This is a genomic window from Pseudomonas sp. L-22-4S-12 (genome assembly GCF_009799935.1).
Classification (GTDB): Bacteria; Pseudomonadota; Gammaproteobacteria; order Pseudomonadales; family Pseudomonadaceae; genus Aquipseudomonas.
Genome location: NZ_WELL01000001.1, coordinates 1,372,777 through 1,393,000, shown reverse-complemented (window position 1 = coordinate 1,393,000; position 20,224 = coordinate 1,372,777). Strand labels below are relative to the sequence as shown.

At 68.9% G+C, this 20,224-nt stretch carries 16 protein-coding genes; 6 read left to right on the top strand and 10 right to left on the bottom strand.

Annotated elements, in window-relative coordinates; all coding sequences use genetic code 11:
• Window positions 1–4 precede the first annotated feature (4 nt).
• A complete protein-coding gene (locus F3I16_RS06310) occupies window positions 5–211 on the top strand; it encodes a hypothetical protein (RefSeq protein ID WP_160492842.1) in 207 nt (68 codons plus the stop codon).
• A gap of 92 nt (window positions 212–303) precedes the next feature.
• Here the strand turns inward: F3I16_RS06310 and F3I16_RS06305 are convergent, their stop codons facing one another.
• The 4 genes from F3I16_RS06305 to F3I16_RS06290 form a co-directional block, all read right to left on the bottom strand.
• Window positions 304–1,491, bottom strand: coding sequence for a Bcr/CflA family multidrug efflux MFS transporter (locus tag F3I16_RS06305; RefSeq protein ID WP_160492841.1), 1,188 nt, complete (start codon window positions 1,489–1,491; stop codon window positions 304–306).
• 65 nt (window positions 1,492–1,556) lie between these two features.
• Complete coding sequence (locus tag F3I16_RS06300) at window positions 1,557–4,697, bottom strand: multidrug efflux RND transporter permease subunit (protein ID WP_160492840.1); 3,141 nt, start codon at window positions 4,695–4,697, stop codon at window positions 1,557–1,559.
• 12 nt (window positions 4,698–4,709) lie between these two features.
• Window positions 4,710–5,858: an efflux RND transporter periplasmic adaptor subunit gene (locus F3I16_RS06295; protein ID WP_160492839.1), complete on the bottom strand. Its 1,149-nt coding sequence runs from the start codon at window positions 5,856–5,858 to the stop codon at window positions 4,710–4,712.
• 116 nt (window positions 5,859–5,974) lie between these two features.
• Window positions 5,975–6,175 (bottom strand): heavy-metal-associated domain-containing protein, encoded by a 201-nt coding sequence (locus F3I16_RS06290; RefSeq protein WP_160492838.1) that lies wholly within the window; start codon window positions 6,173–6,175, stop codon window positions 5,975–5,977.
• Window positions 6,176–6,295: 120 nt separating this feature from the next.
• On the opposite strand from F3I16_RS06290, the gene F3I16_RS06285 reads away from it, so the two are divergent.
• The 3 genes from F3I16_RS06285 (at window position 6,296) to cueR (ending at window position 9,537) form a co-directional block, all read left to right on the top strand.
• A complete protein-coding gene (locus F3I16_RS06285; protein WP_160492837.1) occupies window positions 6,296–6,673 on the top strand; it encodes a hypothetical protein in 378 nt (125 codons plus the stop codon).
• A 66-nt stretch (window positions 6,674–6,739) separates the two neighbouring features.
• Window positions 6,740–9,136 carry a heavy metal translocating P-type ATPase gene (locus tag F3I16_RS06280; RefSeq protein WP_160492836.1) on the top strand — a complete coding sequence of 799 codons (2,397 nt, stop codon included), beginning with the start codon at window positions 6,740–6,742 and terminating at the stop codon, window positions 9,134–9,136.
• Window positions 9,133–9,537 (top strand): Cu(I)-responsive transcriptional regulator, encoded by a 405-nt coding sequence (gene cueR / locus F3I16_RS06275; RefSeq protein WP_160492835.1) that lies wholly within the window; start codon window positions 9,133–9,135, stop codon window positions 9,535–9,537. Before F3I16_RS06280 ends, cueR begins: the two co-directional genes overlap by 4 nt.
• A 234-nt stretch (window positions 9,538–9,771) precedes the next feature.
• Here the strand turns inward: cueR and bfr are convergent, their stop codons facing one another.
• From bfr to F3I16_RS06255, 4 genes are all read right to left on the bottom strand, one after another.
• The gene (gene bfr / locus F3I16_RS06270) at window positions 9,772–10,236 is read right to left on the bottom strand and encodes a bacterioferritin (protein ID WP_160492834.1); all 465 of its coding nucleotides are present in this window, start codon (window positions 10,234–10,236) and stop codon (window positions 9,772–9,774) included.
• 140 nt (window positions 10,237–10,376) lie between these two features.
• On the bottom strand, window positions 10,377–11,276 hold the full coding sequence (locus F3I16_RS06265; RefSeq protein WP_160492833.1) for an EamA family transporter: 900 nt from the start codon (window positions 11,274–11,276) through the stop codon (window positions 10,377–10,379).
• A gap of 336 nt (window positions 11,277–11,612) precedes the next feature.
• Entirely contained in the window at window positions 11,613–12,497 is an 885-nt protein-coding gene (locus F3I16_RS06260) for a PA4780 family RIO1-like protein kinase (protein WP_160492832.1), read from the bottom strand.
• A 77-nt stretch (window positions 12,498–12,574) separates the two neighbouring features.
• Entirely contained in the window at window positions 12,575–13,462 is an 888-nt protein-coding gene (locus F3I16_RS06255) for a LysR family transcriptional regulator (RefSeq protein WP_160492831.1), read from the bottom strand.
• Window positions 13,463–13,562: 100 nt separating this feature from the next.
• On the opposite strand from F3I16_RS06255, the gene F3I16_RS06250 reads away from it, so the two are divergent.
• A complete protein-coding gene (locus F3I16_RS06250) occupies window positions 13,563–14,204 on the top strand; it encodes an NAD(P)-dependent oxidoreductase (RefSeq protein ID WP_160492830.1) in 642 nt (213 codons plus the stop codon).
• A gap of 39 nt (window positions 14,205–14,243) precedes the next feature.
• Here F3I16_RS06250 and F3I16_RS06245 read toward each other — a convergent pair whose 3' ends face one another.
• Entirely contained in the window at window positions 14,244–15,428 is a 1,185-nt protein-coding gene (locus F3I16_RS06245) for a two-component system response regulator (protein WP_160492829.1), read from the bottom strand.
• Between the two features lie 14 nt (window positions 15,429–15,442).
• A complete protein-coding gene (locus tag F3I16_RS06240) occupies window positions 15,443–18,943 on the bottom strand; it encodes a response regulator (RefSeq protein WP_160492828.1) in 3,501 nt (1,166 codons plus the stop codon).
• A 121-nt stretch (window positions 18,944–19,064) separates the two neighbouring features.
• On the opposite strand from F3I16_RS06240, the gene ada reads away from it, so the two are divergent.
• Window positions 19,065–20,102, top strand: a complete 1,038-nt coding sequence (gene ada / locus F3I16_RS06235; RefSeq protein WP_160492827.1) for a bifunctional DNA-binding transcriptional regulator/O6-methylguanine-DNA methyltransferase Ada — start codon at window positions 19,065–19,067, stop codon at window positions 20,100–20,102.
• The last annotated feature ends 122 nt before the right edge of the window (window positions 20,103–20,224 follow it).

Genomic DNA, 20,224 nt, shown 5'->3' with positions numbered 1-20,224 from the left:
TGCAATGAATGTCTTAATTCGCCAGGTCATGACCCCGAGCGGTAATCGCTGGCAGGTTTGCATGGATCAACACGGCGTCACCTTCCGCAGCGAGGCCGAGGCGCGCCACTTCATCGTCACCCTGCAGGCCCGCCTGCAAGCGCCCCACCCCCTGCCCTGGCGCAACAACCATCCGACCCAGACGAGCAAGGTCGTACAGACCGTAGGCTGAGCCCCGGCATCACCACAACCCACGGTTTTTTTACCGCATACCGCCTGCGCAGCGAGGCCCTTCGGGGTTCACGCTGCGTTGCCGAGCGCCGCTCAGAACTCCAGGGACAGGCGCCGCGCATGGCGCGCCGTCAACACCGCCAGCAGCACGGTCAAGCCTCCACACAAGGCGATGACTATCGCCATCGGCCGCGCCGTGCCGTCATGCAGCACGCCGACCAGGCCCACCGCTGCCGCGGCCACGGTGAATTGCAGCGAGCCGATCAGCGCCGAGGCGCTGCCGGCATGGCTGCCCTGCCCGGCCATGGCGCAGGCCGTGGCATTGGGCAGGATGCACGACAGGCTGGCGATGCAGATGAACAACGGAATCAGCAGCGGCCACAGCGCCTGTGGCTGGGCCAGCGCCACACCCAGCAGCGCGATGCCCGCCAGCAGGTAGACCCACACCGTACGCTGCAGCCAGTGGCCGGGGCCGTGATGGCGCAGCAGCCAGCCATTGAACTGGGCGGTGACGATGAAGCCGGCGGCATTCAGGCCGAACAGCCAGCCGTAGTCCTGCGGCGACAGGCCGTAGAGGTCGATGAAGACGAAGGGCGAGCCGGCGATATAGGCGAACATCCCGGCCATGGCCACGCCGCCGGTCAGGCCGTGGCCGATCAGCTGCCAGTCGCCCAGCAGGCGCACGTAGCGCATCAACGCCCCGCTCAGCGGCGCGTGCGGGGCCTCGGCCTTGAGGGTTTCCGGCAGCCAGAGCAGCACGGCCAGCAGGCACAGCGCACCGAACAGCATCAGGCCGTAGAAGATCGACTGCCAGCCGAACCACTCCAGCAGCACGCCGCCGCCCAGGGGCGCGAGGATCGGCGCCACCCCCATGACCAGCATCAGCTTGGAGAAGATCCGCGCCGAGGCCAGCGGATCGCACAGGTCGCGCACCACTGCCCGGGAAATCGCCATCCCGGCGCAGCCGCCGAGTGCCTGGACAAAGCGCGCGATGATCAGCCCCTCCAGGCTCTGCGTCAGGGCGCAGCCCAGCGAGGCCAGGGTGAACAGCAAAACGCCCGCCAGCAGCGGACGCCGCCGGCCATAACGATCCGCCAGGGGCCCGTAGATCAGCTGGCCGATGGCAATGCCGGCGAAGTAGGACGCCAGCGACAGCTGGATATGCTCGACATCGGTGGCGAAGGCCCGGGCCAGGGCCGGGAAGCTCGGCAGGTAGAAGTCGATGGCCATCGGCCCGAAGGCGCTCAGTGCACCGAGGATCAGCAGAATCGGCAAATTCACGTCATGCGCTCTCATCAGACAGCAACGCCACCCGAAGGTGGCGTTGCTGGCAAGTCCTGATCGACTCAGTGCGGGCTGTCGCCGGTCGCCGGTTTCTTGCCCAGTTTATCCAGCTTGGCGCTGAAGCTTTCGACCCACAGGTAGAACATCGGGATCAGGAAGATCGCCAGCAGGGTCGCGGCGAGCATGCCGCCGATCACCCCGGTGCCGATCGAGTGGCGGCTGGCCGAGCCGGCGCCACTGCTGATGGCCAGCGGCACGCAACCGAGGATGAAGGCCAGCGAGGTCATCACGATCGGCCGGAAGCGCAGCTTGGCCGCCTCCAGCGCCGACTCGAAGATGCCCTTGCCCTGCTCGCGCAGCATCACGGCGAACTCGATGATCAGGATGGCGTTCTTCGCCGCCAGGCCGATCAGGGTGATCAGGCCGACCTGGAAGTACAGGTCGTTCTGAATCCCGCGCAGCCACACGGCCAGGATCGCGCCGAACACCGCGAACGGCACCGCGGTGACCACCGCCAGCGGCAGGCTCCAGCGTTCGTACTGGGCGGCCAGGATCAGGAACACCATGATCAGGCCGAAGACGAAGGCGATAGAGCCCGTGCCCTGGCTGGCCAGTTCCTGGTAGGCCGAGCCGATCCAGCCCACGGTGTAGTCGCTGCCCAGCACCTCGGCAGCCACCTCCTGGATCGCCGCAATCGCCTGCCCGGAGCTGTAGCCTGGCGCCGGTCCACCGAGAATCTTCGCCGCCGGGTAGACGTTGAAGCGGGTGAAGGTTTCCGGACCGAGGATGCGCTCGACCTTGATCAGCGAGGACAGCGGAATCAGGTCGCCGCTGTTGGAGCGCACATAGACCTGCGACAGGTCCTGCGGCTTGCGGCGGAACTCGGCCTCGGACTGCAGGCTGACCTTCCAGGTGCGGCCGAACAGGTTGAAGTCGTTGACGTAGTAGCTGCCGAACGTCGACTGCATGGCCGTGTACACATCGTTGACCGCCACGCCCAGGGCGCGGGTCTTGGTACGGTCGAGGTCGACGAAGTACTGCGGCACGTTGGCGGCGAAGGTGGTCTGCATGCCGGCCAGCTCGGGACGCTTGGCCGCGGCGGCGAGGAACTCCTGAACCTTGGCCGCCATCTGCTGGGCCGTGGCACCGGCGCGGTTCTGGATGAAGGCCTCGAAACCACCGGTGGTACTCATGCCGGTAATGGGCGGCGGGTTGAAGGAGGCCATCATGCCGTCCTTCTCCTGCATGCCCATGGCCATGAAGGTCCGGGTCAGGTTGCGCGCATCCAGCTCCGGCGTGGTGCGTTCCTTCCAGTCCTTGAGCGGCACGAAGGTCACCGCGGCGTTGGTGCGGTTACTGTTGGAGAGGATGTCCATGCCGGCGAAGGTGACCACGTCGCGGGTCGCCGGGTGCGCCATCAGCTTCTTGTCGAAATCGCTGGTCAGCGCATCGGTACGCGACAGCGAGGCCGCCGGTGGCAGGAAGTAGGCATTGAGCACATAGCCCTGGTCTTCGTCCGGCACCAGCGAGGTCGGCACGCGGGAGAACAGGCCGATGGTCAGGGCGATCATGCCGCCGAACAGCAGCAGGCCGATCAGCGAGCGCTTGAGGAAGAAGCTCACCCCGGCGCCATAGGCCTCGGTCATCCTGTCGAAGGCACGGTTGAACACGCGGAACGGCGCAATCGGCTCCTTGTGCTCGTCCTTCAGCAGCAGCGCGCAAAGCGCCGGCGACAGGGTTAGGGCGACGATCCCGGAGATCACCACCGACACCGCGATGGTGATCGCGAACTGCTTGTACATCTCGCCGCTGAGGCCGCCGAGGAAGCCGACCGGGACGAACACGGCACACAACACCAGGACGATGGCGATGATCGGTCCGGTCACCTCCTCCATGGCCTTGATCGCCGCCTCGCGCGCCGAAAGTTTTTCGGTGCGCATCACCCGTTCGACGTTCTCGATCACCACGATGGCGTCGTCCACCACGATGCCGATGGCCAGCACCAGGCCGAACAGGGTCAGCAGGTTGATCGAGAAGCCCAGCAGGTACATGCCGGCAAAGGTGCCGACCAGCGACACCGGAATGGCCAGCACCGGGATCAGGGTGGCGCGCCAGTTCTGCAGGAAGATGAACACCACCAGCACCACCAGGGCCAGGGCCTCGAAGAAGGTGTGGATCACCTCCTCGATGGAGACCTCGACGAACACCGTGGTGTCGTAGGGAATCTTGTATTCGATGCCATCGGGGAAACGCTCGGCCAGCCGCGCCATGGTGTCGCGCACGGCCTGGGCGGTATCCAGGGCGTTGGCACCCGGCTGCGGGTAGATGCCGAAGGACGCGTTGCGCTGGCCGTTGAGCGAAGTCACCAGCGAGTAGTCCTGCGCCCCCAGCTCGACCCGGGCGACATCGCCGAGGGTCAGGCTGGCGCCGCTTTCGTCGCTGCGCAGGATGATCTGCTCGAATTCCTTGGCATCGACCAGGCGTCCCTGGGTGGTCACCGTGTAGGTGAACGCCTGGGCCTCGTTGAGCGGTTCCTGGCCGAAGCTGCCGGCGGCGAACTGCGAGTTCTGCTCGCGGATGGCGTTGACCACGTCGGTCGGCGTCAGGCCGTACTGCGCCAGCTTGTCCGGGCGCAGCCAGACGCGCATGGAATAGTCCTTGGCACCGAACTGGGTGACGTCACCCACGCCGGGCAGGCGCTTGATCTCGTCGATGACGTTGATCAGCGCGTAGTTGCTGATCTCCAGCGGCGTCTTCGAGCCGTCCGGGGAGAACATCGTCACCATCTGCAGGATATCCGACGACTTCTTCATCACCGTCACGCCCTGCCGGCGCACTTCCTCCGGCAGCTTGGCCAGCGCCGCCTGCACCCGGTTGTTGACGTCGATGGTGGCCTGGTCCGGGTCGCGACCGACCTGGAAGTACACCGAGAGGTTCATGCTGCCGCTGCCGGCCGAAGTCGACAGCTGGTAGATCATGCCCTCGACGCCGTTGATCTGCTGCTCCAGCGGCGCCGCCACGGTTTCGGCGATGACCTGGGCGCTGGCGCCCGGGTAGTTGGTGGTGACCTGCACCTGTGGCGGCAGGATCTCTGGGTACTGTGCCACCGGCAGGCTTTGCATGGCGGCCAGGCCGGCCAGGGTGATGACGATGGACACCACCGCGGCGAAGATCGGCCGATCAATGAAGAAACGTGAGATCACGGCAAGGCTCCCTTACGGCTGCTGAGTCGGCAGCGCATCCACGACCTGCACCGGCTGTTTGGGCCGTACGCGAATCAGACCGTCGACGATGACCCGCTCGCCTTCCTTGAGGCCCGAGCGAATCACCCAGCGACCCTGGTTGATCATCTCGGTATCCACCGGGCGCAACTGGGCCAGGCCCTGCTCGTCCACCACATACACGAAGTTGCCGGCCGGACTCTGGGCCAGGGCTTTTTCCGGCACGGTGATGGAGTTGGGCCGGATCATCCCAGAGATGCGGATACGTACGAACTGCCCCGGCAGCAGGGCCTGTTCGGCGTTGGGCACGATGGCGCGGGCACTGACGGTACCGGTGCCCTTGTCCACCAGGCTGTCGGTGAAGTCGACCTTGCCCTTCTGCGCATACAAGGTGCCATCGCCGAAGATGATCTCGGCGGTCAGCTGATTGCCTTCCGGCAGGCGCACCTCACCACTCTGCACCGCCTCGCGCAGACGTGCTGCCTCGCGGTCGGCATAGGCATAGTTGACGTAGATCGGATCGAGCTGGGTGATCTGGGTCAGCAGGCTGGAGTTGGGATCGTTGGCGACGATCAGACTGCCTTCGGATACCGCTTCCTTGCTGGTGATGCCGGAGATCGGCGCTTCCACCGTGGTGTAGTCGAGGTCGATCTGCTTGGACTGCACCTCGGCCTTGGCCGCCTCGATATTGGCCTTGCTCTGCTCGAAGTTGGAGATGGCGTTATCCAGCTCGCTTTCGCTGGCAAAGCCCTTCGCCTGCAGTTCGCGAATACGCCGCAGGTCGCGTTCGGTCTGCCGGTAGCGTGCCTGCTCCTGGGCCAGGGCGCCCTTGGCACGAGCCAGGGCGGCCTGATAGGTGCGCGGATCGATGCTGAACAGCACCTGCCCCTGCTTGACCTGGGAACCTTCCTGATAGTTGCGATGCTGCAGAATGCCACTGACCTGGGCACGCACCTGCACCTCGCGATAACCGGCGGTACGCCCCGGATACTCCAGATAGAAGGCCAGGTCTTCCAGCTTGGCTTGTTCGACCAGTACCTGCGCCGGTGGTGGCGTGGCAGCGGCCTGATTGGCTTGGATAGAAGAGCAGGTGAAGGCGGCCAGAACGGCCAAGACGAAGGGCAAACCACGATCCAGCGGCATACAAGAGGTCTCCTGCCAGCAGTCGGTACCGCTCTGAGAACTCGGCGCCGAATATTTTCAATTCATTAGCTGCTGGCACTTTAGCTGCAAACACCTCGACACCGCCACCGCGCCGCTCAGATTGGGCAATCCACCGCATACCCCTCCGCTGCGATCAGCGCGGCAATTTCCTGCACACTCAATACGCTGTCGACCCGTACCTGCGCCGTGGCCAGATCGACCTCCACCACGGCAGCGGCATCCTCCGCGCGCAGCGCCTGGGTGATGGCCCGCACGCAATGCGCGCAGCTCATGCCTTGAACCTGGAATACCTGCATGTCGTACCTCCTTTATCAAATGAAGCCCTAGCCTGCAGCTTGCCACCGTGGCAAGGTCAAGCACTGGCAGTCCAGGCCGATACCGACTGACTGAACCCCCTAGATTTCGCGGAGCCTTCCATGCGCCTGCCTCCCGCCCTCGTGCTGTGTTGCGCCAGCCTGTTCAGTTCCTGGCTTGGCGCCGCGGAGCCGACGCCGAGCCCCGCCTACTACGGCGTGCTGATCGTGGCCCGCGACCGCCTGGAAATCGCCACTCCCTGCGATGTCGGCGTCTACCTGCAGGACCGCCTGGCCGCCCGTTTGTATCAGGGCCAGTCGGCGTCCTTCAACCTGCCGCCCGGCGAAGTCGGTATCCGCCTGGGTTACATGGGCGGGCTGGGCTGCGAACCGAGCTTCGAGCAGATCCGCAGCACCCGCGTGCAGATCCAGGCCGGCGTCGTCCAGCAATACCGCATCACCCTGGATGCCGGCAGCCTGACCCTGCTGCCGGCGCAGTAATCCACCGCTTGACCTTGCCATGGGGTTAAGGTTGATCCTTGCGGCACTCGCCTTCAGGAGATCGCCATGACCAGCACCGCCCCCCTGACCCGCTTCGACCTGCCGATCGCCGGCATGACCTGCGCCAGCTGCGCCGGGCGCATCGAGCGGGCCCTCGGCAAACTGCCGGCCGTGCGCCAGGCCAGCGTCAACCTGGCCAGCGAGCGCGCCCAGGTCGAGGCGCCGGCGGGCAGCCTGCCCGGCCTGATCGAAGCGGTGCAGCAGGCCGGCTACTCGGTGCCGCTGCAGAGCATCGAGCTGAGCCTGGGCGGCATGACCTGCGCCAGCTGCGCCGCCCGCATCGAGCGGGCCCTGGGCAAGGTCGCCGGAGTGCGCGCGGTCAGCGTCAACCTGGCCAGCGAACGGGCGCGGGTCGAACTGCTGCAGGGCACCGCCGTGGCCAGCCTGATCGCCGCCGTGGAGGCCGCCGGTTACTCGGCGCACCCACTCGACAGCCAGCCGCCGGCCGACCCGCAGGCCGCCCTGCGCCGCGAACGCCTGGCCGTGCTGCTGGCCCTGCTGCTGGCCGCCCCGCTGGTGGTGCCGATGCTGGCCGAGTGGGCCGGCCTGCACTGGATGCTGCCGGCCTGGGTGCAGTTCGCCCTGGCCACGCCGGTGCAGTTCATCCTCGGCGCGCGCTTCTATGTCGCCGCCTGGAAGGCCGTGCGCGCCGGCAGCGGCAACATGGATCTGCTGGTGGCCCTGGGCACCAGCGCCGGCTACGGCCTGAGCCTGTACCTGTGGGCCACGGCGCAGCACCACGTGCCGCACCTGTATTTCGAGGCTTCGGCGGTGGTCATCGCCCTGGTCCTGCTCGGCAAGTACCTGGAAAGCCGCGCCAAGCGCCAGACCAGCGCGGCCATCCGCGCCCTCGAAGCCCTGCGCCCGGAACGCGCGGTACGCCTGCGCGACGGGCGCGAGGAAGAAGTGGCGATCAGCGAACTGCGCCTGGCCGACCTGGTGGTGGTCAGGCCCGGCGAGCGCCTCCCGGTCGATGGCGAGGTCACCGACGGCCACAGCCAGGCCGACGAGGCGCTGATCAGCGGCGAGAGCCTGCCGGTGAGCAAGGCGCCCGGCGACCGGGTCACCGGCGGCGCGATCAACGGCGAGGGCCGCCTCGTGGTACGCACCACCGCCCTGGGCGGGGAAACCGTGCTGGCGCGCATCATCCGCCTGGTCGAGGACGCCCAGGCGGCCAAGGCGCCGATCCAGAAACTGGTGGACCGGGTCAGCGCGGTGTTCGTCCCGGCCGTGCTGCTGATCGCCGCGCTGACCCTGGCCGGCTGGCTGCTGGCCGGTGCCGACCTGGAGCAGGCGCTGATCAACGCCGTGGCGGTGCTGGTGATCGCCTGCCCCTGCGCCCTCGGCCTGGCCACCCCGGCGGCGATCATGGCCGGCACCGGCGTGGCGGCGCGCCACGGCATCCTGATCAAGGACGCCGAGGCCCTGGAACTGGCGCACAAGGTCAGCGTGGTGGCCTTCGACAAGACCGGCACCCTCACCTCCGGGCAGCCGCATATCGTCCACCTGGCCGCCGTGGCGGGTGACGAGGACGAACTGCTGCGCCTGGCCGGCGCCCTGCAGCAGGGCAGCGAACACCCTCTGGCGCACGCCGTGCTGCAGGCCGCCAGCGCCCGCCGGCTGCAATTGCCGAGCGTGAGCGCCAGCCAGGCCCTGAGCGGCCGCGGCACCCAGGGCCGGGTGGAGGATCGCCTGCTGGCCCTGGGCAACCAGCGCCTACGCGACGAACTGCAGCTGACGGCCGTCGGGTTGCAGGAACAGGCCAGCGCCTGGGAGGCCGAAGGCCGCACCCTGTCCTGGCTGCTGGAATGCGCGCCGCTGCCGCGCGTGCTCGGCCTGCTGGCCTTCGGCGACAGCCTCAAGCCGGGGGCCGGCGAGGCGATCGCCGCCCTGCGCGGCCGCGGCATCGAGAGCCACCTGATCAGCGGCGACAATGCCGGCAGCGCCACTGCCGTGGGCCGCGCCCTGGGCATCGACCAGGTGCATGCCCAGGTACTGCCGGCGGACAAGGCCGCGCATATCGCCGCGCTCAGGCAGGACGGCGCGGTGGTGGCGATGGTCGGCGACGGCATCAACGACGCCCCGGCCCTGGCCGCCGCCGATGTCGGCATTGCCATGGGCGGCGGCACCGACGTGGCCATGCACGCGGCCGGCATCACCCTGATGCGCGGCGACCCGCGCCTGGTGCCGGCGGCGCTGGAAATCAGCCGGCGCACCTGGCGCAAGATCCAGCAGAACCTGTTCTGGGCCTTCATCTACAACCTGGTGGGCATTCCGCTGGCGGCCGCCGGCTTGCTCAACCCGATGGTCGCCGGTGCGGCCATGGCCCTGTCCAGCGTCAGCGTGGTGAGCAACGCCCTGCTGCTGAAGCGCTGGCGGCCGAGCCAGGAGCAGCAGCCATGAACATCGGCCAGGCCGCCCGGCAATCCGGGCTCAGCGCCAAGATGATCCGCTACTACGAGTCGATCGGCCTGCTCCGGCCGGCCGGGCGCAGCGACAGCGGCTACCGCCTGTACGGCGAGCAGGACCTGCATGTGCTGGCCTTCATCAAGCGCTCGCGCGACCTGGGCTTCTCCCTGGAGGAAGTCGGCAAGCTGCTCACCCTGTGGCAGGACCGCGGGCGCGCCAGCGCCGACGTGAAGGCCCTGGCGTTGAGCCATATCGACACGCTGAACCGCAAGATCGCCGAGCTGAGCGCCCTGCGCGACACCCTCGGCGAGCTGGCGCAGCACTGCCAGGGCGACCACCGTCCCGATTGCCCGATTCTCAGGGACCTGGAATCGGGCTGCTGCCAGAAGGGATAAGCAGACGAGTCAGAACCTGTTCAAAGTCTCGCGAGCTAGAGCCAGGCAAGGCGAGGTCGGGCGAAGAAGCGCAGTTTACGAGCTGTAAATGAACATGACTCGTTTCACTCGCCCTTCGGGTCGCGCTGAAGCGCGTTAGCCGCAAGCGGCTTTCTGAGCCCGATTGACCAGCCTGCGGCTGTTACTGCGTTGCAACGCAGCATGGCCGACGCGCAGCAGACTTTTAACAGGTTCTCAGGCCTGGGATTGCAGATAGTTCTGCAGGCCGACCCGGTCGATCAGGCCGAGCTGCTGCTCCAGCCAGTAGGCGTGGTCTTCCTCGGTGTCCTTGAGCTGCAGGGCGAGGATGTCGCGGCTGACATAATCCTGGTGCAGCTCGCACAGGGTGATGCCCTTGCTCAGCGCCTCGCGCACCTCGTATTCCAGCCGGAGGTCGGCGCGCAGCATGTCCGGCACGCTGGCGCCGGGCTGGATGGCCTTGGGCGTCATGTCCGGGGTCGCTTCGAGGAACAGGATGCGTTTGAGCAGGGCATCGGCGTGCTCGGTCTCCTCCTCCATCTCGTGGTTGAGCCGTTCGTAGAGCTTGTCGAAGCCCCAGTCCTGGTACATCCGCGAATGCAGGAAATACTGGTCGCGGGCCGCGAGCTCACCGCGCAGCAGGTCTTTCAGGTATTCGATGACTTCAGCCTGGCCTTGCATGGGAGGTGTCCTTGAAAACATGACGAATCAGAAGGACAAGCTTCGACCCCCTTGGCCCAATGGTCAAGAACCCGCCGGCAGCGAGAGAGGCTCCGCGCCTGCCCGGCGGGACGCGCCAATGGCTGGGCTGGCGCGACGATTCAGGACTTGGCCGGGTCGCCGGGCACCCGCGCCCCGCGCCCGAACAACCCGGCCGGCAGCACGGTGATGGCCAGCCCGCCGAACACCAGGGCACAGGCCAGCCAGCCCAGGGCGGTCAGGGCCTCGCCCAGCAGCAGCCAGCCGGCCAGCAATCCGGACACCGGCACCGCCAGGGCGAACGGGGTGACCTGGCTGGCCGGGTAGCGACGCAGCAGGAAACTCCAGATGGCGAAGCCCACCGTGGTGGCGAGGAAGGCGATGTACAGCAGCGCGCCGATTCCCGCCCAGCTGGCCTGGCTCAGCGCCGTGGCGATCGCCTGCGGGCCTTCGAACAGATAAGACAGCCCCAGCAGCGGCAACGGCGGCACCAGGCTGACCCAGCAGATCAGGCGCAGCATGTCGGTCGCCCCGGAACGCTTGGTGGCGATATTGGCGCAGGCCCAGGCCAGCGCCGCGGCGACCACCAGGGCGAAGGCCAGCAGGCTGTCGCCCAGCGGCCGCTGCGCGCCGATCAGCAGCAGACCGCCGGCCGCCAGCAGCAGGCCGCACAGGGCGCGGCGGCCGGGGCGCTCGCCGAGCAGCACGGCGGCGATCAGCACGGTGAAGAACACCTGGCTCTGCAGCACCAGCGACGACAGCCCGGCCGGCATGCCCAGGTGCATGCCGACGAACAGCAGGCCGAACTTGATCACCCCCAGCAGCAGGCCGATCTGCACGATGCGCCACAGCGGCGCCGGCAGCGGGCCGCGCAGGAACAGCAGTGGCAGCGCCGCCAGGGCGAAACGCAGGGCGCAGAACAGCAGCGGCGGGAAGTCCGCCAGGCCGACCTTGATCACCACGAAGTTGAGACCCCAGATCAGGGTGACCAGCAGGGCCAGGCAGATATGCGAGGGGGTCATGGCGGGGCTCCGAAGAAACTCCCAGCACACTAGCAGCTGATCGCCCCGCTTTCCCGGTACAGTTGCCGAGCAACAGCGCGCCATGCCATGCCGCAACAACCGTAGGACGGCACCGTTGCCGAGAGGACCCACGCTTCCCGTAGGTTGGGTTGAGGAGCAACGCGACGAAGCCCAACGCTCTTGCCCCGGCCTGTTGGGCTTCGCTGCGCTCAACGCCAACCTACCCAGTCATACGCGCCGCAAAGCGGGGCAAACCACGTTTGCCGCCCACGCAACACCGAGCAGGAACATAGACAAAAACGCCCGCTATGCAGCAGGCGTTCCCATGAACAGCAATCAGCCGGCCCAGGGCGGCGGCGGCTCGCCCTGCGGCGCATCCTCGGCGTTGCGCAGGGCTTCCAGGCGTGCCTGTTCGGCCAGGGCGGCCTTGATCTCGCGCATCACCGCCTCGACGTCGGCCTCCTCCTCCGGCTCGTCGAACTCGCCGGTCAGCGGGCTTTCCGGGGTCAGCTTGCCGGCCTCGAACAGCGCCCACATCTCCTTGGCGTACTTGGTGTAGCGCAACTCGGGGGCGAACTGGCCGAAATATTCGGCCATGTTGCGCACATCGCGTTCGAGCATGGCGAAGGCATGGTTGTTCGCCGCGGCATCCACCGCCTGCGGCAGGTCGATGATCACCGGGCCGTCCGGACCGAGCAGCACGTTGAATTCGGAGAGGTCGCCATGGACCAGGCCGGCGCACAGCATCTTGACGATCTCACGAATCATGAAGCCGTGGAATTCGCGGGCATCTTCGGGCAACAGGTCGACATCGTTCAGACGCGGCGCGGCATCGCCGTAACCGTCGTCGACCATTTCCATGAGCAGCACGCCGTCCTGGTAGTCGTAGGGCTTGGGCACCCGCACGCCGGCGGCAGCCAGGCGGAACAGGGCGGCCACTTCGGCGTTCTGCCAGGCCTCTTCCTGCTCCTTGCGGCCATGCTTGCTGCCCTTGGCCATGGCCCGGGCGTCGCGGCTGTTGCGGGTCTTGCGGCCTTCCTGGTATTCGGCGGCCTGGCGGAAGCCGCGCTTGTTGGCTTCCTTGTAGACCTTGGCGCAGCGCAGCTCGCTGCCGCAGCGCACGACATAGACGGCGGCTTCCTTGCCGCTCATCAGCGGACGGATCACCTCGTCGATCAAACCATCTTCAAGCACGGGTTCCAGGCGTTTCGGGGTCTTCATTGCGCGGGCTTAGGGTCCTGTCGAAAAGGCGGCGTGAAAGCCTGTCGTTATACGGCAATCCGGCGTTCTCGCCCAGATTAGCGGGCCAACAGGCTACGGCGCAGGGCCTCGATGGCATAGCGTACCTTGGCCGGCTGGGCGTCGCGGCGCGGGGTGACCAGATGAATGCCCAGCGGCGCCGCCTGCCAGGCCGGCAGCAGCGCCAGCAGCTCGCCCCGGGCCAGCAGCTCGCGGATCTCCGGCTCCGGCTGCAGGGACACGCCCATGCCGGCCAGGGTGAACTGGCGCACCGAGAGGATGTTGTTGCACGCCACCCGGCTCTCGATACGCAGGCGCTGCACCGCGCCGCCCGGGCCGTGCAGGGTCACCTGCTGCCAGCGCTCGGTATTCAGGCTGAGCCAGTCCAGGCCGGACAATTGCTCCGGCCCCTCGATCGGACCGCAGCGCGCCAGGTAGGCCGGAGCGGCGCACAGCAGCATGCGCCAGTCGGCCACGTGGCGGGCCACCAGGCTGGAGTCCTCCTGCTGGCCGACGCGGATGGCCAGGTCGATGCGCTGCTCGATCAGGTCGATCAGCTCGTCGTGGAAGAACAGCCGCAGGCTCAGCTTGGGATGGGCGCGCAGCAGCGGCGCCAGCGCCTCGCTGAGCAGCTGGCCGGGCAGGCCCACCGGCGCGGCGATGCGCAGCTCGCCCACCGGTGCATCGCGCAACTCGGCCAGGCGCTGCTCGGCCTGCTGGGCCAGGGCCAGCACCTGGGCGCAGCTCTCGTAGAAGCTGGCGCCGGCCTCGCTCAGGGTCAGCTTGCGCGTGGTGCGGTGCAGCAGGCTGACCTGGGTGAGTTCCTCCAGCTTGCGGATCTGCTGGCTGACGGCCGAAGGCGTCATGCCCAGGGCCTCGGCGGCGCCGACCATGGAGCCCTTGTCGACCACCGTGGCGAACAGCGCCATGCGCTTGAGCTGCTCCATTATTAAGCCCTGCTTAATTGTCTAAGCCGATTAAGGCGCTTTTTCTCGGCTTTATCCAGCGGTGATTATGCATCCACACCCACTCACCGAGGATACCCCCATGAAACTCGCCCTGATCGGCGCCACCGGCTATGTCGGCGCGGCCCTGCTCGAAGAAGCCCTCAGCCGCGGCCACCAGGTCACCGCCCTGGTCCGCAACCCGCAGAAGCTGCCGCAGCACCCGCTGCTCACCGCCGTGCAGGCCGACGTGCATGACGTGGCCACGCTGAGCAACCAGCTGCGCGGCCACGATGCCGTGCTCAGCGCCTTCAACCCCGGCTGGGGCAGCGCCGATATCCGCCAGCAGTTCATCGCCGGCAGCCAGGCCATCGTCGCCGCGACCAAGGCCGCCGGTGTCGCGCGCCTGCTGGTGGTCGGCGGTGCCGGCAGCCTGTATGTGGCGCCGGACCTGCAGCTGATCGACACGCCGAATTTTCCCGCCGAATACAAGGAAGGCGCCGAGGGCGCGCGCCAGCTGCTCAACCAGTTGCGCGAAGAACAGCAGCTGCAGTGGACCTTCCTCTCCCCCGCCGCCCTGCTGCAACCGGGGCCGCGCACCGGGCATTTCCGCCTCGGCGGCGAGCAGCTGCTGATGAACGGCGACGCCCCCGCGCAGATCTCGGTGGCCGACCTGGCAGTGGCCCTGCTCGATGAAACCGAGCAGCCGCAGTACATCCGCCAGCGCTTCACCGTGGCGTATTGAGACGAGCAGGGGCGCGGGCAGCCAGGCGCCCCCGCCCGCTCAGTCGGCCGGCAGGGTCATCTCGATGTTTTCCCCCAGCGACTCCTCCAGGCGCTGCAGCTCGCAGTGGATCGACGCCGCATCGTCGGCCAGGCGCGTGGCGATGCCGGCGAAGGCGTCGGCCGCCTCGATGAAGGCCAGCACCACCGAGGGATCGAAGCGCGTGCCGCTGGCCGCGCTGATCTGCCTGAGCGCCTCGGCGTGGCTCACCGGCTGCCGGTAGGGATGGCGGCTGGTCAGTTCCTCGTAGCAGCCGACCACGGCCATCAGCCGCGCGGCCAGGGGAATCTGCTCGCCGCGCAGGCCCTGCGGGTAGCCGCTGCCATCCCAGTGCTCGTGCTGGCTGTAGACGATGTCGCGGGCATCGCGCAGGAAGTCGGTGCCGCTGTCCAGCTTCGACTCCGCCGCCAGCAGGGCATCGCGCCCGGCCTCGGCGTGGCGGTGCAGCAGTTGCAGGTCGGCGCCCTGCAGCGACACCGGACTGAGCAGGATGCGATCCGGCAGGATCAGCTTGCCGATGCCATGCAGCAGCGCCGCCTTGCCCAGCCGGGCGACGCGCTCGCCGCCGAGCTCGGCGGCCAGGATCGGCTGCTGGCGGGCCAGCGCCGCGGCCAGGGTGCCCATGTAGGGCTCGATCCGCGCCAGGTGCCTGCCGCACGGGTTGTCGCGCATCGCCGCCAGGCTGGCCATGGCCTCGATGGTCACGTCCTGCAGGCGCTGCATGTCGCGGGTGCGGCGGCGCACCTCCAGTTCCAGGTACTCGCTCTTGTCGCGCAGGAAGTCGTTGCTGGCCTTGAGCTGCAGCTGCGCCTGCACGCGGGCGAGGACGATGGGCGGGCTGATCGGCTTGGTGATGTAGTCCACCGCGCCGAGGTCGAAGCCCTGCTGCTCGTCGGCCGACTCGCTCCTGGCGGTGAGGAACACCACCGGGATGTCCGCCGTGGCCGGGTCGGCCTTGAGCCGCCGGCAGACTTCATAGCCGTCCATCTCCGGCATCATGATGTCGAGCAGGATCAGATCCGGCGGCGGGCTGCCGGCGGCGATGCGCAGGGCCTTGGCGCCGCTGCTGGCGACCTTGACCCGGTAGCGGCCGAGCAGCAGCTCGCTCATCAGTTGCAGATTCTCCGGCGTATCGTCCACCACCAGCACCAGAGGCTGGTCCGGCCGATCGAGCATGTCGTCCATTTGCCGCTCCCCCATCAAAGCATCAATTGCCGCTGCCGGGCGCCATCGCGCAACAGGGCCAGGGCCCGTTCGAAATCGAAACCGCGCACCGCCGTGGCCAGGGCCCCATAGTCTTCATTAAAGGCGCTGCGCAGCAGTTCGGCATGCTCGTCGAAGACTTTCCCGGCGCGCGGGTCGTCCTCGTCGAACAGCCGCTGCAACTGGCGGCACAGTTGCAGCAGTTGCCCCGGCTCGACCGCCACCGCGGCCGCCGGCGCTGCCGGCTGCTGGGCCAGGATGGCCGCGACCAGCTCCGCCAGGCTGCCTTCCAGCTCGCTCAGCAGCCCTTCCAGTTCGGCCTGCCGGCCCTCCCCGAGCGCGCATTCCAGCGCCGCGGCCTGGGCCGCCAGGGTGGTGGCGCCGAGGTTGCCGGCCAGGCCCTTGAGGCTGTGCGCCAGGCGCTCGGCATCGGCGCTGGCGCCGGTGGCCAGGGCGGCGCGCAGCTGGGCGGGGAAATCGCCCTGGCTGGCGGCGAACCGGCCGAGCAGGCGCAGGTACGCCGCCGGCTGGCCCAGCACCCGGCGCAGGCCGCTGGCCACATCCACCCCGGGCAGTTGCAGGTCGATGGCCGGCGCCGCCGGCTCAGGCGGCGACTGCGCCGCCGCGGCCCCCTCGGGCAGCCAGCGGCGCAGGGTCGCCCACAGCTGGTCGGGGTCGATCGGCTTGCCCAGGTGGTCGTTCATCCCGGCCGCCAGGCAGCGCTCGCGGTCGGCGGGCATGGCGTTGGCGGTCATCGCCACGATCGGCAACGCGGCGAAGCGCGCCTCGCCGCGGATCGCCGCGGTGCAGGCCAGGCCGTCCAGCACCGGCATCTGCATGTCCATCAGCACCAGGGCGTAGTGGCCGTCGGCGGCGCCGCGCAGCAGGTCGAGGGCGATGCCGCCGTGTTCGGCCTGGTCGATCGCCAGGCCGCTCTCCTGCAGCAGGCCGCAGGCCACTTCGCGGTTCAGCTCGTTGTCCTCCACCAGCAGCACGCGCTGGCCGGCGAAGTTCGGCACCCGCGCGCCGGCCGGCAGCCGCCCGCCGCCGGCGGTGGGCGCCTCGCCGCCGAGGCTGCGGATCACCGCATCGAACAGCAGCGAGGGATTCAGCGGCTTGAGCAGTACATCCTCGATGCCGGCCCGCTGCGCGCCCAGCAGCACTTCCTCGCGCCCGTGGGCGGTGACCATGAGCAGGTGCGGCGCCGGCTGCAGGCCCAGTTCGAGCAGGCGGCGGGCGGTTTCCAGGCCGTCCATGGCGGGCATCTGCCAGTCCAGCAGCACCAGCTCGAACGGCTGGCCCTGCTGCGCCGCCAGCGCCACCTGGCGCAACGCGGCGCGGCCGCCGTCCACCGCCTCGACGCGAAAGTTCATGCTCTCCAGCAGTTCGCGCAACACCTGGCGGGCGCTGGCGTTGTCGTCCACCACCAGCACCCGCCGGCCGCGCAGGTCGGCCTGGGCCAGCAGGCGCTGGCCCTGCTGGCGGGCGATGCCCAGCGGCAGCCGGCACCAGAACAGGCTGCCGCGCCCCGCCTGGCTCTGCACCCCGACGCGGCCGCCCATGGCCTCGGCCAGGCTCTTGCAGATGGCCAGCCCCAGTCCGGTGCCGCCGTACTTGCGGGTGGTCGAGCTGTCGGCCTGCTGGAAGGACTCGAACAGCCGGCCCATCTGCTCCTCCGTCAGGCCGATGCCGGTGTCGCGCACCGCCAGGTACAGGTCGAGGTGCTCGCTGCCCAGGCGCTCGGCGCGCAGGATCACCTCGATCTCGCCGCGTTCGGTGAACTTCACCGCGTTGTTGGCGAAGTTGATCAGGATCTGCCCCAGGCGCAGCGGGTCGCCGACCAGCTGCTGCGGCAGCTCCGGATCGAGGTTGAACACCAGCTCCAGGCCCTTGCCCGCCACCTTGTCGCCGAGCAGGTTGGCCAGGTTCTCCAGCACCTGCTGCAGGTCGAAGTCGATGCACTCGATGTTCAGCTTGCCGGCCTCGATCTTGGAGAAGTCGAGGATGTCGTTGATGATCCCCAGCAGGTGCTGGCCGGCCTGCTGGATCTTGCCCAGGTAGTCGCGCTGGCGCGGGTTGAGATCGGTCTTCAGGGCCAGGTGCGACATGCCGATGATGGCGTTCATCGGCGTGCGGATCTCGTGGCTCATGTTGGCCAGGAAGTCCGATTTCAGCCGCGCCGCCTCCTCGGCCAGCTCCTTGGCCTTGGCCAGTTCGGCCTCGGTCTGCTTGCGCACGGTGATGTCGCGGCTGACCCCGACCAGCCCCAGCAGCAGGCCGCGCTCATCGGCGAACGGCGTGCGCAGGGTGTTGAACACCGCGCGCCGGCCATCCGGGTAGAGCGCCCAGCCTTCGCTCTCGTAGGGGCCGGTCCAGTTCAGCGCGGTGAGGTCGTGCTCGGTACGCATCGCCGCCCACTCGGGTTCGAGCAGCGCCTCGTCGCGCTGGCCGACGACCGCCTCGCGGCTGTGGCCGAACAGCTCGGCGCAGGCCTGGTTGATGCCCAGGTAGCGACCCTCGGCGTCCTTGAACCAGATCGGGTCGGGAATCGCGTTGATCAGCGCCAGCAGGGTGCTGCGCTGGCGCTGCGCCTCGGCCTCGGCGCGCTGGCGCTCGGCGATCTGCACGGCCAGGCGGCGGTTCCACAGCAGGACGAAGCCGACCAGCGCCAGCAGGCCGAGCAGGTAGGGCCAGCCGACCTGCAGCAGGCGCCGCCAGTTGAATGCCGTGAGCGGCGGCAGCCAGCGCTCCTTGATCGCCTCGCGCTCGGCCTGGCTGACCTGTGCCAGGGCCTGGTCCAGCAGGCCGACCAGTTGCGGCCAGTCGGGGCGCACGGCGAAGCGCAACTCGCTGGTGGACAGCCCGGTCTCGCCGCGCAGCTCCAGGTTGGTCAGGTTCAGCTCGCGGATCAGGTAGCTGGCGACGATCATGTCGCCGACATAGGCATCAGCGCGCCCGGACGACACCGCGCGCAGGGCCGCCTCGCTGTCCGCCACCTCCAGCAGGCGCACGTCCGCCACCTGGTCGCGCAGCGCCTGCTGCAGCACGTAGCCACGCTCGATGGCCACCCGCCGCCCGGCCAGGTCGCCGATACGCTGCACCGCCACCTCGGCGCGGGTGAAGATCAGGCTGCTGCTGGTCAGGTAGGGCTCGCTGAAGGCCAGGTAGGCCGAACGCTCGGGGGTCTTGGCCACCGACGGCAGCAGGTCGACCCGGCCGGCGCGCAGGGCCTTGAGCGCAGCGTCCCAGTCGTCCAGCAGCACCGGCTCGAAACGCAGGCCCAGGCGCTGGCCAAGCAGCGCCAGGTAGTCGCCGCTGAGGCCGGTATGCCGGCCCTGCTTGTCCAGTACATCGAAGGGCGCCCAGCCCGCGCGCTCGATGCCGACGCGGATGCGCGGGTGCTCGCGGACCCAGGCCTGCTGCTCTGCGCTCAGCGGCGGCGCGGCCGGTGCGCTCAAGGGCAGCAGACATAACAACAGCAACCACAGACGCAGCATGGGGCCCCTCCTTGCGCATAACGGACTCGCTCAGCTTAGCCAGTGCTTTGAAAGTCAGATGTGCATTGGCAGCACCGGCCGGCGAGCCGACAATCAGCCCATGCCCATTGAGGACAGCGCCATGCCCGATCCCGACCGCTGCTGGCAAGCCGTCTGCGAGCGCGATGCCGCGCAGGACGGCCGTTTCGTCTTCGCCGTGCGCAGCACCGGCATCTACTGCCGGCCGAGCTGCCCGGCGCGCCGGCCGAAACGCGAGAACGTCAGCTTCCACGCCGATGCCGGCGCGGCCGAGGCCGCCGGCTTTCGCCCGTGCCGGCGTTGTTCGCCCCGTGGGCAGAGCCCGGCCGAGCAACTCGACGCCCTGGTGATCGCCACCTGCCAGTTGCTGGAGCGCAGCGAACAGCCCCTGACTCTGGATCAGCTGGCGGCACGCATCGGCCTGTCCGCCTCGCACCTGGCCCGCGCGTTCAAGGCGCGCACCGGCCTGACTCCGCGGGCCTGGGCCGCGGCGCGGCGACGCGAACGCCTGGACGCCGGCCTGGCCCAGGCCGACTCGGTGCTGCAGGCGGCGCTGGACGCCGGCTACTCCGGCACCCGCGCGCTGTACCAGCAGGCCGGCGCGCTGAGCCCGGCGCGACGCCGCCGGCAGGGCGCCGGGGAAACCCTGCGCTACGCCATCGCCCCCTGCCCGCTGGGCCTGCTGCTGCTCGCCGCCAGCGCGAAAGGCGCCTGCGCCCTGCTGTTCGGCGACGACGAGGCCGGCCTGCTGGGCGAGCTGGGCCAACGCTTCGCCGCCGCCGAGCTGCGCCGCGACCAGGCCGGCCTGCAGCCCTGGCTGACCGCCGTGGTCGCGCAGATCGAGGAACCGGCGCGCGCCGCCCGGCTGCCGCTGGATCTGCGCGGCACGGCCTTCCAGCAGCAGGTGTGGCAAGCCCTGTGCGCCATTCCCGCCGGGCAGACGCGGCGCTACGGCGAACTGGCCGAGCAGCTAGGCAGCCACCCCCGCGCCGTGGCCCGCGCCTGCGCCAGCAACCCGCTGGGCCTGCTGGTGCCTTGCCACCGGGTGGTCGGTGCCGGCGGCAGCCTAACCGGATACCGCTGGGGCGTGCCGCGCAAGGCCGCGCTGCTGCAGAAGGAAGGCGCTCCCGTCGAACCCTAGGGTGCGCCGCGCGCACCACAAGCCACGTGCGGGACTCTGGTGCGCGCGGCGCACCCTACGGCGAGCCTGTTCGCCAACGCGGGCTTGCGATGCGCACGCTTCGGGCCGAAGCTATGCGCCCT

What these genes read in the sequence shown, in the direction of transcription:
- F3I16_RS06310 (WP_160492842.1), top strand. Translation starts at nt 5, where the DNA reads ATGAATGTCTTAATTCGCCAGGTCATGACCCCGAGCGGTAATCGCTGG.
- F3I16_RS06295 (WP_160492839.1), bottom strand. Translation starts at nt 5,858, where the DNA reads ATGCCGCTGGATCGTGGTTTGCCCTTCGTCTTGGCCGTTCTGGCCGCC.
- F3I16_RS06290 (WP_160492838.1), bottom strand. Translation starts at nt 6,175, where the DNA reads ATGCAGGTATTCCAGGTTCAAGGCATGAGCTGCGCGCATTGCGTGCGG.
- F3I16_RS06285 (WP_160492837.1), top strand. Translation starts at nt 6,296, where the DNA reads ATGCGCCTGCCTCCCGCCCTCGTGCTGTGTTGCGCCAGCCTGTTCAGT.
- F3I16_RS06280 (WP_160492836.1), top strand. Translation starts at nt 6,740, where the DNA reads ATGACCAGCACCGCCCCCCTGACCCGCTTCGACCTGCCGATCGCCGGC.
- cueR (WP_160492835.1), top strand. Translation starts at nt 9,133, where the DNA reads ATGAACATCGGCCAGGCCGCCCGGCAATCCGGGCTCAGCGCCAAGATG.
- bfr (WP_160492834.1), bottom strand. Translation starts at nt 10,236, where the DNA reads ATGCAAGGCCAGGCTGAAGTCATCGAATACCTGAAAGACCTGCTGCGC.
- F3I16_RS06265 (WP_160492833.1), bottom strand. Translation starts at nt 11,276, where the DNA reads ATGACCCCCTCGCATATCTGCCTGGCCCTGCTGGTCACCCTGATCTGG.
- F3I16_RS06260 (WP_160492832.1), bottom strand. Translation starts at nt 12,497, where the DNA reads ATGAAGACCCCGAAACGCCTGGAACCCGTGCTTGAAGATGGTTTGATC.
- F3I16_RS06255 (WP_160492831.1), bottom strand. Translation starts at nt 13,462, where the DNA reads ATGGAGCAGCTCAAGCGCATGGCGCTGTTCGCCACGGTGGTCGACAAG.
- F3I16_RS06250 (WP_160492830.1), top strand. Translation starts at nt 13,563, where the DNA reads ATGAAACTCGCCCTGATCGGCGCCACCGGCTATGTCGGCGCGGCCCTG.
- F3I16_RS06245 (WP_160492829.1), bottom strand. Translation starts at nt 15,428, where the DNA reads ATGGACGACATGCTCGATCGGCCGGACCAGCCTCTGGTGCTGGTGGTG.
- F3I16_RS06240 (WP_160492828.1), bottom strand. Translation starts at nt 18,943, where the DNA reads ATGCTGCGTCTGTGGTTGCTGTTGTTATGTCTGCTGCCCTTGAGCGCA.
- ada (WP_160492827.1), top strand. Translation starts at nt 19,065, where the DNA reads ATGCCCGATCCCGACCGCTGCTGGCAAGCCGTCTGCGAGCGCGATGCC.